Origin of the sequence: Paenibacillus sp. FSL R10-2748, assembly GCF_038005565.1 — a bacterium.
GTDB classification, from domain to species: Bacteria; Bacillota; Bacilli; order Paenibacillales; family Paenibacillaceae; genus Paenibacillus; species Paenibacillus polymyxa_B.
The window spans coordinates 476,650-489,863 of the sequence record NZ_JBBOTK010000003.1; the positions used below are offsets into that span (position 1 = coordinate 476,650).

The following is a 13,214-nucleotide window of genomic DNA, read 5'->3' on the forward strand; positions in this document are numbered from 1 at the left end:
ACAACCATTCCGAAAGATTAACGAAGTTCCAAATCTGAAAGCTGCTTAAGTACGGCTTCAATACGACGTTTATCTTTTTTGAGCATAACGAGCTGCAAAGAAGCAAGAAGTAGATCTGAGATATTGGCCCAAGCGTCTGCTTCCAGAGCGGGAAGAGGATCCCGATGAATCATAATATCCAGCGCCTCGGTTGCAATTTTTTGATGAAGCTCGCTATCGGATAGCCATTCAATCAACTGCTCAGCTGTAGGACGGGAGTGAGCGAAAAGTATTGCCCAGCCATCCACCGGATGATTGACCTTATCCCGCATCCAGTTAATGATCTGTGGTGAACGAAAATGTTGTAGCTGCCCATTAGCGGTGTATCCTCCTAATTTGTCTTCTGCGACCGAATGCTGTAGCAGGTGATTGCAAACACATACCAAGCCTTCCTGCTCGGGTAGGCAGCGGGCGCTTAGATAAGCACGTGTGGACGCAAATGCACCCTTAGCATGTAGGGTATTGTTTTGAGCTAAAGATGTCCATGCTTGCGCGGTTTCCGGTTCCCACAAGGAGCGGACCCAATCAGCAGCCCCAATCCCCGCAGTCTCCCCTACCAAAACGGCCCAAGTAGAGAATGGAACCTGGCTATGTTGAATGTTCTGCCAGTGCTGCTCCCAGGCAAGAAAAATATCCTTTGGATCATAGGCTTGAAAAGCCTGCAACACAGCAGGATAATCTACGCCATGCATGGTGGTGTAATGGATTAGCGTCTCCAACGACTGTGCATCCTCCAGCTTCATCGTGCAAAACATGTTCAACCAGCGTTGCCACAGTTGCAGTGGTGGGCTGTTTAGCTGAATGCCATGCTCATCGGTCACTTTAAACCAATCCCATAGCCATAGCCCGTGCAAGGTGAGCATGGTGTCTATATAGGCGGGTAGATTTTCCGCGAGCAGCGTGAACTGATCCAGCTCGTGATGATAGCAGAAAACCGCTGGCTCTGTTGCGGATGTTGCCATATCAAGCAGTATCGGATCACCCGCACCATTATAATTAAGGATCAGATATCGTTGCTCGTCCGCTGCTGAGTCGGTATCTTCCCCATAGGATGTAAAATAGCCAATATACTCATGATTCCATCCAAACTCTCCTGTGATATCGTCTAGGATACACTGCTCTTGTTCAAGATCCTTGCTGTTTTTATATGAACACTCTGGTCCATCAGCTACAATACAGTGTTGGGGGAGACACCATAGCAAATTTAAGCTGCCACACCGCTTTATCAATTCAGACAGGGAGGCAGGCAAATGCATCTGCAGCCGTTCCTCCAGCTCAGTTAGTTCACCTGTAGAAATCCCTTCCGTCCATTGGTATACCACATCAGGCATCCCACTTTGTCTCAGACGATCAACGACTTGTTCCAGTTTTTCTAAGGTTTGTGTAAAATGTACTGTCATTCGTATTCGCCCTCCTCTTACTCTACAACCCGGCAATGCTCTTTTTGCAAGAATGATAAAATTTCATCACGAAGTGCTATCGCTTTGGATTCATAAATGATCGCCACTTCGCGTCCATATGCATAGTTAAAACGCACGTATCCGCCAAGAGTCTGAAGAAAAGCCATGCAGATATGCTCATTTTCAATCCATAGATTTGAGTTAAAATGCTGTTTAAATCGCTGAGCCAATGCTTGTAAGGATGCCGGAGCAAAATTCAGCGCCTGATCGCTCGGATTGGCTGGATTGTAGGCCTCGGCCGTATCCAGGGGACTAAACAGTAGGAATGTAGCGGTTTTGTCTTGGCTGACAGGTTCGAAATAACGGGGGAATGGCTCCATTCTTCCAAATTCATCCTGTAGTATATGTCCTAATGTCTCTGTGAATGGAACTTGAACATCTAAAGTCTTCGTAGTAATGATCTCCGAGTGTCGTGGCAGCCACATTAAGCCTTCAACCTGAGGGTGAATCGCTAGGAAGTCACCATCTATGGAACTGCCAATGACCACGCACTCGCCCAGCTGCTGTGCTGTAATTGGGCAGTTATCATCATGCGTCCACAGTTCGTAATCCGTATAGGATTGCAATAGTTGAGGATCAGGCATTTCAATTATCAGCAGGCCACAATAGGTGCCCGGCCCGTAGCGGGTGAGGAATGCTACATAGGGAGGTGGTAAAGTTATTCCATAGGTATGCTCAATATTTGTCAGTTCATCGGTAGCCACCGGTGTGTGCTGTGTGGAAACCCAATACATGTAGAATACACCTGCTTTCCGGCACTCTATCTATAGGGATAGAGCCCAAAAGTAAATGAGAGATATGCTATAATCAGGAAATAAAATAGTTATAGATTAGTCTATCTTAATTTCATAGGAACTACAATTTGTGAGGGGACGAAGGAGGAACACATCTTATGACATCAGGGGTACAAGCCTACATAGATCCAATTTTTGAGGCGATTGATGAGGCGTACGCTTCTGAGCAAAAGCGCATCGCCGAATTCCAAATCAAAAGTGTCCTTCACGAAGGGATTCATGAATACTTAAAAGTTACCTGTAAGAAGGATGGGCTGTGGGTGGATACCTACGAACCGTTTGATTGGGATCATCGTAGACCGGATATGAAAATTTCTGGGTTTACAGATGGGGTAACATTGCAGCAGGTACAGGACGAATGGATGCCTGTGTTTAGGGAACGGATAGAGGCTCTGTTTAAGTCGAAAGAATTTAGTTCCATGTTCTTTCGTTATCGGCTGGAATTTCATCTGGAAGTAGTCTTGGAGAATAAGGCTAGTCATTTTACATTCTCACTCCTGAACGAAGATAAGCGGCAGCAACTGTTAGCCACTATCCAACAGTTTGTAGAGCAGAAACTCAACCCCTCTAGTAAAGCTGTGCCGAAGGAAGAGGACGATTTTTTCTTAGTAAGGCACTTGCTTGATCCTCATTTGTACCCTGTAAACGCCCAGTGGATGAATGAGCTGCTGAATCGAATGGATGCCAAAGTGAAGGTCAGCCGCAAGCGTGAGGAAGCATGGAGGTATCAGCTCAGCAGTGGCTTGAAGCTTTGGGCAGAGGATGAATTTTTGGCCAATTATACAGATCGGGAAAAAAGCTATGGGCTGGATTATAAAGTGAAGCCTGATATTCTCCCTTCGGAAATTCCTGCGCCAGCCATGGAGATGTTCCTGCTTACCGCGATGCGGGTGGGCTCGACCGATGCCGATGCACGGCAGAAGTATTTGGAGATTGCTGCACAGCTAGGCTCGGAGCAGGCTTCCGTGTGGCTTGAGAGCGGATCAGGAAGCATCCCAGCGTTATATACAAGTGAGCGAGTCATCTGCCAAGCCAATGATATTTTGCAAACGCTGGAGGTTCAGATTCGTTCAGAGGAAGAAGAGAGCTATAGAGAAGCACTCGTATATTTATGCGATATTTTAAGAAAGGGCTTTACCAAGGAATATCGGATGAAGTTCAAAAGCAAGGTGAAAAACTACCTGCCTGTACCCAAGTTGGCTAAATCTACGTTACATCGTTTCTTCGCCAATGCACTTGAATACCCTGCGCTGCATCCGTTGCTGGCTGAATATGCTGAGGTCGTGATGGAAGAGTTCAAGTGGTATAACGATGTAGAGCCCGGTGAAAAGTCGGCGATGCCGGGAACCTATGCGGTGATGGGACTGGGCCTAAAAGGAAAGAACTATTTCCCATTAGTGAATCGTTATATGAATCTGGTGGACAGTGAACATCAGTCCGTACAGGACGGTTACGCCGCTGTATTTGCTGACGCACACGGACTGACACCGGACACGATCCCCATTTGGACGAGGGTTCTACTGGCAGGCAACGAGTCTGCCAAACCACTGAAGTCATCCAGAATCGAAACTGTAGAGCAGGCACAGGTACTGGTGGAGGAGCTTGAGAAGCTGGAGGACTATGAACAAGAGGTGCTTGTTTATCGCATATGGGGTGGCGCGAAGAAACTAAAAAACAGCCTGAAGCAGGCTGCCCCTGAGGTAAAAGAGCTGCTGGAAACGCTTATTCCATAAAAGCATCATATTCATGATAATATCGCAGTCCCTGCGCAATGCGTTCAATATCCGGCTCGCTTCCGCTGTGGCGTAACACTTCAATGACATCCTGTACAGTCGCCACCTCCAACCAAGATTGCACGTGATGGTCTGGTAGAGATGCAGGTATACTTTCATCACGATGATTGGTGACGGTGAGACCGGCATCCTCCAGTTCCCACAATTCTTCCTCGGGGATGATGTAATAGGTAGAATTGAGCGGATTACTTTGAACACGTTCCAGATTGGCAAATACCCATTCATTGATCTCTGTTTGGCCAACGGCACGAATCAATGCTTCAAGGCTGTCAAAAGTTTGTATGCTCATGTATGGAGGCCCCTCCCTTAGTCGCTGGCTTATGCTGTAGCTTTTGTAATATTCTCAAGATGGCCTGTCGATTCTTCGCATCCTTAATGTACTTGGGAATGGAATGGGAAGCCGTACGCATCATACCGGATGTAGGCTTTTCTCGCAACTCGGCAGAGATATAGGAGAGCAGGTAATTCAGGTGTATCCGGTTAAGAGCCCAGACAGGTTTCCCCCGGTAGTAATCAAGGAAGTACAGCTGAAGCTGGAAAATAGGGTCTTTTCCGTTTTGGACCACGTCTGTATGCCATTCGTGTGATTGAACACGATGCACCGGAACCTGATTGCGTGTCTCACAGTGCGGACAGTTTATATTCGTATTTTTATGGAGTTTCGTTCGGTCATCATGGATTCCGATATTAAAATACCGCTCGCAATGGTTGCATACGCCGCGTGCATAGAATGTATAAGATTCTGGCTGCTGATACGTGTAGTAACAATGAGAACATCGAACGACGTAATGACAGTCTTCCTTTGAGTTGGAAATGAAAGCTTGGCCCTGACAACGAGGGCAATGAACAGCTACCTGTTCTCCTCTCCGGATCACGGCGCTAAAGTCATATTTATATCCATGTTCATCTTTGAAGCGCTTTTGCTCCATATTCGTTCCTCCTTTTTCGAAAAGAGCGTAAAAACGTACGTTTTACGAGTCTTATGTTATAATATTCCTCAACAACAGAATGGCTTAGATGGGCGGCCGGCTAGTCTCCTGTAAAGGAGGTGAGGCCTGTGGAGGTTAAAGACACCCTAATGTTGATGATTCAATTCGCAACGTTGGTGATCCTAATTCTTTCCCTCCATAAAAAAGAAATAGACCGCCCTCGACAAAGGCAAGCGGTCTATTTCAATGATCATCCTTTGACACGGCTACCGCCCTTAAAAGCGGCTGTTGCCAAAGAGTGAGGATGTTGACGCATCTTCACTCTTTTTTTAGAATATACATCTTATTCCCATTTTAACACTTGAAAATGGCCTTTTCAATGCGCCGAAGGGTGAAAAGGTGAATAGGACGTGCAAAAGGAGAGGGCGAACATGAGCATTTTTACAGGGCTGCAACGTCCGCAGTTTCAGGCTTATTATGATGAGGTTTTTCTAATAGAGCATCGTTTAAAAAATGGTATGGGCTTTCCGCCTTCTTATATAGATTATGTCAAAACTCTTGGTTACGGGCGACTATGTGGCTTATGGAACATTCATATTCCTCTTGGCGATCACCCGGATTCATGGCTTCATCGTTATCATAACTGGCGGGCCTGGTTTGATGATTTACTGGAATCGGAAGAGGTTCTACAAGAAGCGGCGCTGGAGCCAGATGGTTTTCCGGAGCTTTTGGAGCATGCGGTTCCCTTCGCTTCCAGTGAAGGGAATGACCTGCTGATTTGGGATATTCAATCGCCTGATGAACGGGGAGAATTCCCAATCTATGCTTTGAATCTACGCACATGGGGCAATTTTCGGTATGCAGCCCCGGATTTATATAGCCTCGTCGAAGCGTTGGTGGATGAAGAGCGCGTGAAGTCAGTATTAGGGACAGAGCGTACACCATTCTCTTATACGTTCGAGCCCTTTTAGCAGCGTAAATAACCACCTTGGTATCAAACTTCAAGGTGGTTATTTGTGCTGCTTTTCTTCTGCTAGTGGTCTTCGTATTGGGCTAAATATCGCTGTACCAACTCATATCCAGCCACGCCCATTACAGTATATTGATTATATTCTTCCAGTTCCAGATTGCGTATATATTCATCCCCGCAATACAGATGGCCCGCACAATTAAAATATTTTAGCTGCTGTTGTTCCTCGGATAGAGGGCGCTGATCGATAATAGGCCATACTCCCTTCGTCAGATTTTGGGTGGCGGTGAATATAACTTCAAATCGGCCGCGATAATTTGTGAACGGAAGATATGTCTTTTCACCCTTGTACGCTTGATTCTGGCCTATGGATAGAACCCCGAAGGAGAACGCTTTTTTGAATCTACCATACAGTGCGCAGATCACCTGACATACCGCAAATCGGCCGTCATGCATGGGGATAACAAAAATATCGCCTTCCCGATGTTTGATTCTTTTGAACACCATCGTCAGGCCAGCTCTTCCTGAATGATCTCTGTTTTTAGACCTTTAGCGTTGGTAATCGTAATGCTGATCGCATCATAGCCGTTCCGCTTCGCATCTTCAAAATCGCATCGTTCGCCGTTGATCAGCTCTAACTGTCCATTCTCATCCACATCGTCTGCAAACTCGTCATCCCAATCAACATTATAAAAAGTGGTCAAGCTTACCTCGAAAGTATCTTCACCATCTTCGTCCAGATAGGGCAGCAGGGGAGTACGATTGTTCTGCTGTTCCTTGGTATAAACTTCGCATAGCAGAGCATCGTAACCATGGCGGGTTCCGTCAAAAATCACGATCTGTTCACCTGTGACTGCCTCTTCTGCAATAATGAGTTGGGGGGCAAATTCAGTTCCAGCGATCAGCTCGTCCATAAGTTCTCCATAATAAAAAATGTGGAATTTCGTATGTCCTGCCTGTGAACGAAGCGTACCTGTCCACTCCTGCTCGACCCATGCCTCTGGGTTTTCGGGTACAACCCAACCTTCTAAATAAGCCGGTCCCCAATTAGGGTTATGTATTTCTGTCATCAGTAGGCCTCCCTTTCTGCTCGTTGAGTCGTTCAATTACCTGATTAAAAAACGTTGTAAAGTCTGTTGCCACCAGATACAAATGTCCACATTCGTCCTGCTCTGCAATATCATAGTTCAGTTTGTCATCATAAGCATGAAGATGTGTGCGGTCCCAGTAGTACACATACGGGGTGTATTCATTACATATTAGAACGTAAAAATTGTCGCCCGCATCTGCACCAATCAACAAAGCGTTCTGGACATGATTGATTTCATCCAGAAATTCATCATTAATCGCTAGAAGGTCATGATTTTTGTTGGATACCTCATATCCGAAAAAACAAGTCAAATCAATGTCTCCGTTATCCACGCGATCGAAGGGCACATTGCAATAAAAAGGGGCGGCTACATAAAAACCGTTATATTGTGAAAGAAAACGTGTATAGCCAGCGGGCAATATATGCTGTATCTGTTCCTCCAATGCCGCGATCTGGGCAGGCGAAAGCCCTGATTCAATTGCGAATGACATCAACAACCAGCCTCCTTGATCCTAGTAAACCATAGACCTCTTTTTGGAAATGAGAAGACGCAGCGGTGCATCGTTTGTGAGATCATGTCATGGATAGGGTGACGATTTTGTTGTCCTCATCCACATCTACCTTCACATTCACTCCCAGCTTGTCCTTAAACAGCTTACTGATATTGATATAGTCATCCTTTACCGCACGGCTTGATCTACCGGTCGTGCGAGTCATCCCAGCGGTGATGATGGAACGGACGTATGTTTTATCGAGCTTGGCTTTGGGATTATAGGTATAAATAATCTGTTCCTGCTGATTGTAATAATGGGTTAATTCCGTGTAGTCGTTAGCATTCTCATACTGCTTTTCCTCACGCACATACTCAGGATGGTCCATGGTGTAGTGGACTCCCCCGTCCAGAAAAGGATTTTCCTTGGAGGGTCGGAGTTCATATTGTCCATACGCCAGTTGAAACAGATACTCTATGCCTGAGCCCTCCGCCTGATAGTAGAGCTGACGATTGTCCCCTTTTTTATCTATAGCGGTATAGCTGCTGATTAAAGGCCAGGCATCATACTTTTTATCCTTTACCTCAATGGCAAGCTTGTAATGTACAAGCACCTTTTCATTTTGAAATAATCCAAAGCTACTCATAATAAAATAGGCAGGCACACATATAATCCCGATAATCAATATGAATATAAATATTCTTACACGCATAAGTAGAGTGATTCTCCTTTGGTTGTCGATTATGTGGACAGCTCCCGTTTGGCAGATGCACCGAATTCCTCATGCTGCAATAATTGCTTCAGAGCATGTTGTGCGAAAGGCATGCTTTTATGTGCGCGAAGCAGTGCACAAGCGGCCTCCTTGACTAAGATATATGTATCACTGCGGATCAACTCTCATGTCTGTAGTTCGATAAAGCTTCTTCCCGTCCGCCACCCTCCAGCAGCACCATAACCGCATAGGAGATCGTATCAATCCAATCGTCGAGGGTGTTGATCTGCTCTACGGTCAGCAGGTTGTTTCGCTGCAGCATACTATCAGGATACAATGCCCATGCCCGTGTATATTGACATATCCCCCACAGAGCGGCAATCAGCTCCCGTTCTACGGATGGTTTCTCCAACTCATCTGCGAGAACTTCAATGATGGTCATCAGTTCATGGAAGTTGTCCTCGATCAGTTCTCCCTGAAAGGGGCGGAGCATCCCTAGAAATCCGTTTTGCATTTTGGGATGCTCCAGATCATCGTGAATAAAAGAATGACAACGTAATAGCTCGCGAGCCTCCTGTTTATTCATTCAGCTCCTTAATCTCTGCGCGGATACCTCTGCACAGAAAGCTACCTGACAGTCCCGACAAGGCATCGATATCAACGACCATGTCTGCTTCTTCATAGCGGAAATCAAGCTGCAAGATGATGTTTTCTGTTTCTACAGGAGTTAATACATGCTCTTTGGTTTCCAGAAATGTAAAAGTCACTGCATAGCGTGGGACGTCTTTTACTGGAGCTTCAGGGATTACAGGTGCCTCAGCCGAAGGCTCCAGATCCGGTGATTTAGGGACAAGCACGCTAGCGTAGGATAGCTCAATCGTCAGCGTAATCTGGTCTTTCGTCATATTAGCAGCTGTAATTCGGTCATAATGAAAGGGAGGGAAATAGCCGAGCTTCTCGACAATGCTGTCTGCTCCTTGAATAGAAACGGTTGGAGAGAAAGCCAGTTCCAGTCCGATGGACCCTGCCAGTTGGTCTTCATATTCTGGATTGATACGTACAAGGGCTTGTTCCGGCTCTACTTTCAAAATCGTGCCTATAAAATACTGTTTGCCATGGATCAGAACAATATCATGCGGAACGAACGGCAACGCTCCCCCGGCTTGATAATGAATGAGATATTCGTTCTCTTTTTTTTCAACCTTTTGAACTTGAATTTGCATAAATTGCAGCCTCCTGGGGTTAATGGTATGACGGATTGTTTAAGTGTGTGGTAAAGGGAACGGAGTCCACGTTTGAAAAACATACTTCATATCCGGGGTATCCTGTTCGAGCATAAATGGAAGAATATCCATAATAGCGCGTGCTTTACTGCCAGTATAAAAGTTACGCGAGCTGTGTAGCAGCTTGTTTGCCTTTAACCACTGGCTCAGCTTCATCATAACGTCTTCGACGATTGCTTGGTCGATACTTTCATAAACGTCCTGACGGATTGAAACGAGCATGCCGCAATGATTAGAAGATTGGCACATGGGGTCATTGGACAAAAGAATGTACACTTCCGGCGTTGTCCCTTTGTTATAGGATGATTTGATACTGGGAGCCTCGATAGCTAGCATCAGCGGAATCAATTCATCATCGGTAACAATACGAAGCAACTCCTGCTTGTCCCAGCGAATCTTACCGTGTTTGGCCTTTTTAGCCCCGGCTTGATAGACTGACACACGGGTATTGCGGATTCCTGATATATTCAGGAGCGTTTCAAAACAATCGAACAGGTTAGTAAAGCACTCTTCGGCAAACAAAGTGTGCTTCTCCGACAAGGAACCGGTCATTATGAAATTATAATGCAGCTTGTTAACCACAAGCATCCATCCTTTATTCATGAATTACCAATTCATATACCATAATATATGACATGAAGATCGAATTCACCTTTTACATTGACTGTGGTACTGTTCATTAAAATCGTTTGGAAACCAGTTCAACTTCGCGTATACTAGGAAAGTCATAGATGGAACGGGCCTGAGCCGCATTGCGGTCGTATGTTGGTTACATGAACAGATTCAACGATAACGGATAAGCTCCCTTCCTGAAAAGGGGAGAATGAGAACCGATACAAAAATGGGAATTCTGAACTATGGAACGATAGATGTCATATGGCACATGAACCTATTTTACGTGACACATATTGAATACAGAAAAAGGAAGTGAATACCACTTGAAGAATTTTGCAGCATTAGGCGTAGAGCAGCATTGGGTAGAAGCCTTGAAAGAACAGGGAATTTCATCCCCAACTCCTGTACAGCAGGAGTCGATTCCACTGTTGATGGAAGGTCAGGATGTTATCGCCGAGGCACATACGGGAACAGGGAAGACGCTTGCGTTTTTACTGCCGATTCTACAAAAGCTGAATTTGGATAAGCGACACCCGCAGGCGCTCGTGATTGCACCTACGCGTGAATTGGCGCTCCAAATTACAGAGGAAGCCAACATATTGGCTGCGACGGAGCCAAGTTTGTCTTTACTGGCTGTTTATGGAGGACAGGACGTAGAGCGTCAGCTTCGTAAACTGAAAGGCGGCGCACAACTGATTATTGGTACACCTGGGCGACTGCTGGATCACCTGAGACGTGGCACGCTGGATCTGGGTGGCATTAAAATGCTGGTCCTGGACGAAGCCGACCAAATGTTACACATGGGCTTTTTGAACGATGTGGAGACGATTCTTCAGGAGGTTCCTTACCGGAGACAGACGATGTTGTTTTCCGCTACGATGCCAGCTGGTATTCGCAAGCTGGCTCGTGTATATATGAACGAACCCGTAGATGTCAAAGTGAAATCCGCTTCTTCCGTTCCGGTGAGCCAAATCCGTCAGGTCGTTGTGCAAACAACAGACCGTGGTAAGCAACAGGCATTGGTGGATATGCTGAATACGGATCGCCCGTACTTGGCTGTTATTTTCTGCCGTACGAAGCGCCGGGCTGCCAAACTGAACGAAGAGCTGCAAGAGATGGGCTTTGAGAGCGGTGAGCTTCACGGAGATTTGTCCCAGAACAAGCGGGAGCAAGTGATGAAGGCGTTCCGGGAAGCGAAACTCCAATTGCTCGTAGCGACTGATGTAGCTGCGCGCGGCCTGGATGTAGAAGGCGTCACGCATGTCTTTAACTATGACATGCCACAGGATGCCGAAAGCTACATCCACCGCATCGGGCGTACCGGCCGTGCCGGAGGCAAAGGCGTGGCAGTGACGCTCGCTACGCCAAGAGATGTTCCAGAGCTTCGGAACATCCAGAAAGTTGCTGGTGTCACATTCACCAGCAGTGAGGGCGGCGGACAGCGTAGACCTGCTTCCGATACGGCTGATCGACAGGGTCGAGAACGCCGTTCGGGCAGAAACGACCGCCGTTCCTACGGCGGCAACGACTCCGGCGGCGGACGCCGGGGCAGCGGCCGCGAACAGGCGGGTCGTCGTGATGCCACAGGCGGCGAACGTCGTTCTAGCCGCGGCAGCAGCGAGCGTGGCGGATATGACCGCAGCAGCAGTGGTTCTGCACGCGGAGGCCAAGGCCGCTCGGCAGGACAAAGCAGCGAGCGTGGCGGATATGACCGCAGCAGCGGCGGCGGTTCCGCACGCGGAGGCCAAGGCCGCTCGGCAGGGCAAAGCAGCGAGCGTGGCGGATATGACCGCAGCAGCGGCGGTTCTGCACGCGGAGGCCAAGGTCGCTCGGCAGGACAAAGCAGCGAGCGTGGTGGACAAGCCAAAGGCGGCCCGCGTGGTGGTCAAGGACAAGGCGGCCGTCGCGGACGGTCCAGATAGATAAAACAGGAGTATTCTCATAGAATACTCCACTATGGTTATCATAATAGCCCCGGGGAGGCTCATCTTCCGGGGCTATTGTAATCTTCACCCATACCGCTTGAAGGAGCAGCACCATAAGATGACATGAGTAGCGGAGCTACCTTGAAATAAATGATCAGCGTTCAGGATACATCTTTCAAAAGATAAATTTGGAGGGGTTATACATCATGCAGGAACAGGATATGGGCAAGCGCGCCATGGTCTCAGCATGGATCAGCCTGATTAGCAACATCCTATTAACCGGCATTAAAATTATTACAGGACTTATGTTCAACAGCAAGGTGCTGGTGGCCGATGGTGTGCATAATGCCGGGGACGTGATTGCCTCTGCAACGGCACTGGGAGCGATGCGCATATCCAGCCAGCCGCCGGATGAGGATCATCCTTATGGTCACGGCAAAGCAGAAGTGATCGGTGCAAGCGTGGTGGCGGTCATATTGTTTGGAGCGGGCATATTTATCGGCTATCATTCGATTGCAGCACTGTTCGAACCGATGCCACAGGAGCATATACTGGCATTGGTGGCCGCCATTATTTCCTTGCTCTGGAAACAGTGGTTGTATATCTACACGATTCGTATCGGGAGAGCGGCCAATAGTCAGGGTCTTATCGCAACGGCAAAAGATCATCTCGCTGATGTGTACGCCTCTGGGGCTGCTGTACTGGGTATCGGTTTGGGGCTGATTGGGGAGCACTGGAGCATTTCAATCTTATCCTACGGTGACCCTATTGCGGGATTCGTAGTGGCATTGCTAGTTCTGAAATTAGCGTGGGAAATGGGCCGTGAATCCATAGATGTGCTTATGGAAAAAGCGATTGCCACGGAGGAAATTGAAAGCTACGCCGCAGCCGCACTGAGTGTAGCTGAGGTTCAACGTATTGACCGTATCCGTGCCCGTGAGCACGGCCATTATATTATCGTGGATATCCGCGCTTCAGTGGATGCCTCTTTGACGATTCAGCAGGGACACGATATTATCCGACTGATTAAGGGGGCTGTCATGAAGCAGGAACCGCGGGTTTATGAGGTGCTTGTCCATTTGAATCCATGGTATCCAGACGACCACTAGAACA

Annotated in this window: 16 protein-coding genes; 5 read left to right on the plus strand and 11 right to left on the minus strand. The window is 47.4% G+C overall.

What is annotated here, in order from left to right:
- Positions 1-17 precede the first annotated feature (17 nt).
- Positions 18-1,439, minus strand: a complete 1,422-nt coding sequence (locus NSS66_RS12105; protein ID WP_076264509.1) for an SMI1/KNR4 family protein — start codon at positions 1,437-1,439, stop codon at positions 18-20.
- Positions 1,440-1,456: 17 nt separating this feature from the next.
- On the minus strand, positions 1,457-2,233 hold the full coding sequence (locus NSS66_RS12110; protein ID WP_023990766.1) for an SMI1/KNR4 family protein: 777 nt from the start codon (positions 2,231-2,233) through the stop codon (positions 1,457-1,459).
- A gap of 158 nt (positions 2,234-2,391) precedes the next feature.
- Between NSS66_RS12110 and NSS66_RS12115 the strand changes: the two genes are divergently transcribed.
- Entirely contained in the window at positions 2,392-4,026 is a 1,635-nt protein-coding gene (locus NSS66_RS12115) for a DUF6138 family protein (protein ID WP_340959005.1), read from the plus strand.
- On the opposite strand, the gene NSS66_RS12120 is transcribed toward NSS66_RS12115, so the two are convergent.
- The gene (locus NSS66_RS12120) at positions 4,016-4,375 is read right to left on the minus strand and encodes a DUF7716 domain-containing protein (RefSeq protein ID WP_023990764.1); all 360 of its coding nucleotides are present in this window, start codon (positions 4,373-4,375) and stop codon (positions 4,016-4,018) included. The genes NSS66_RS12115 and NSS66_RS12120 overlap by 11 nt on opposite strands.
- Positions 4,356-5,015, minus strand: a complete 660-nt coding sequence (locus NSS66_RS12125; protein WP_254348465.1) for a hypothetical protein — start codon at positions 5,013-5,015, stop codon at positions 4,356-4,358. Before NSS66_RS12125 ends, NSS66_RS12120 begins: the two co-directional genes overlap by 20 nt.
- Before the next feature lie 128 nt (positions 5,016-5,143).
- Here NSS66_RS12125 and NSS66_RS12130 point away from each other — a divergent pair, with 128 nt between their 5' ends.
- Both NSS66_RS12130 and NSS66_RS12135 read left to right on the plus strand, forming a co-directional pair.
- A complete protein-coding gene (locus tag NSS66_RS12130) occupies positions 5,144-5,317 on the plus strand; it encodes a putative holin-like toxin (protein WP_254348467.1) in 174 nt (57 codons plus the stop codon).
- Positions 5,318-5,446: 129 nt separating this feature from the next.
- A complete protein-coding gene (locus NSS66_RS12135) occupies positions 5,447-5,986 on the plus strand; it encodes an SMI1/KNR4 family protein (RefSeq protein WP_340959008.1) in 540 nt (179 codons plus the stop codon).
- Between the two features lie 62 nt (positions 5,987-6,048).
- On the opposite strand, the gene NSS66_RS12140 is transcribed toward NSS66_RS12135, so the two are convergent.
- The 7 genes from NSS66_RS12140 to NSS66_RS12170 all read right to left on the minus strand — a co-directional run bounded on the left by NSS66_RS12140 (position 6,049) and on the right by NSS66_RS12170 (position 10,164).
- Entirely contained in the window at positions 6,049-6,492 is a 444-nt protein-coding gene (locus NSS66_RS12140; RefSeq protein ID WP_068938959.1) for an immunity 26/phosphotriesterase HocA family protein, read from the minus strand.
- A gap of 2 nt (positions 6,493-6,494) precedes the next feature.
- Positions 6,495-7,055 (minus strand): hypothetical protein, encoded by a 561-nt coding sequence (locus NSS66_RS12145; RefSeq protein ID WP_254348471.1) that lies wholly within the window; start codon positions 7,053-7,055, stop codon positions 6,495-6,497.
- Complete coding sequence (locus NSS66_RS12150; RefSeq protein WP_049828352.1) at positions 7,039-7,566, minus strand: SMI1/KNR4 family protein; 528 nt, start codon at positions 7,564-7,566, stop codon at positions 7,039-7,041. The genes NSS66_RS12145 and NSS66_RS12150 overlap by 17 nt, the downstream gene beginning before the upstream one ends.
- Before the next feature lie 82 nt (positions 7,567-7,648).
- Positions 7,649-8,278: a hypothetical protein gene (locus NSS66_RS12155; RefSeq protein WP_023990758.1), complete on the minus strand. Its 630-nt coding sequence runs from the start codon at positions 8,276-8,278 to the stop codon at positions 7,649-7,651.
- Positions 8,279-8,456: 178 nt separating this feature from the next.
- Positions 8,457-8,864 carry a hypothetical protein gene (locus tag NSS66_RS12160; protein WP_053326289.1) on the minus strand — a complete coding sequence of 136 codons (408 nt, stop codon included), beginning with the start codon at positions 8,862-8,864 and terminating at the stop codon, positions 8,457-8,459.
- The gene (locus NSS66_RS12165; protein ID WP_023990756.1) at positions 8,857-9,501 is read right to left on the minus strand and encodes an immunity 50 family protein; all 645 of its coding nucleotides are present in this window, start codon (positions 9,499-9,501) and stop codon (positions 8,857-8,859) included. The genes NSS66_RS12160 and NSS66_RS12165 overlap by 8 nt, the downstream gene beginning before the upstream one ends.
- Positions 9,502-9,540: 39 nt before the next feature.
- Complete coding sequence (locus tag NSS66_RS12170; RefSeq protein ID WP_340959009.1) at positions 9,541-10,164, minus strand: hypothetical protein; 624 nt, start codon at positions 10,162-10,164, stop codon at positions 9,541-9,543.
- A 335-nt stretch (positions 10,165-10,499) separates the two neighbouring features.
- Here NSS66_RS12170 and NSS66_RS12175 point away from each other — a divergent pair, with 335 nt between their 5' ends.
- The gene (locus NSS66_RS12175; RefSeq protein ID WP_340959010.1) at positions 10,500-12,098 is read left to right on the plus strand and encodes a DEAD/DEAH box helicase; all 1,599 of its coding nucleotides are present in this window, start codon (positions 10,500-10,502) and stop codon (positions 12,096-12,098) included.
- 209 nt (positions 12,099-12,307) lie between these two features.
- On the plus strand, positions 12,308-13,210 hold the full coding sequence (locus tag NSS66_RS12180) for a cation diffusion facilitator family transporter (protein WP_023990753.1): 903 nt from the start codon (positions 12,308-12,310) through the stop codon (positions 13,208-13,210).
- Positions 13,211-13,214: the final 4 nt, after the last annotated feature.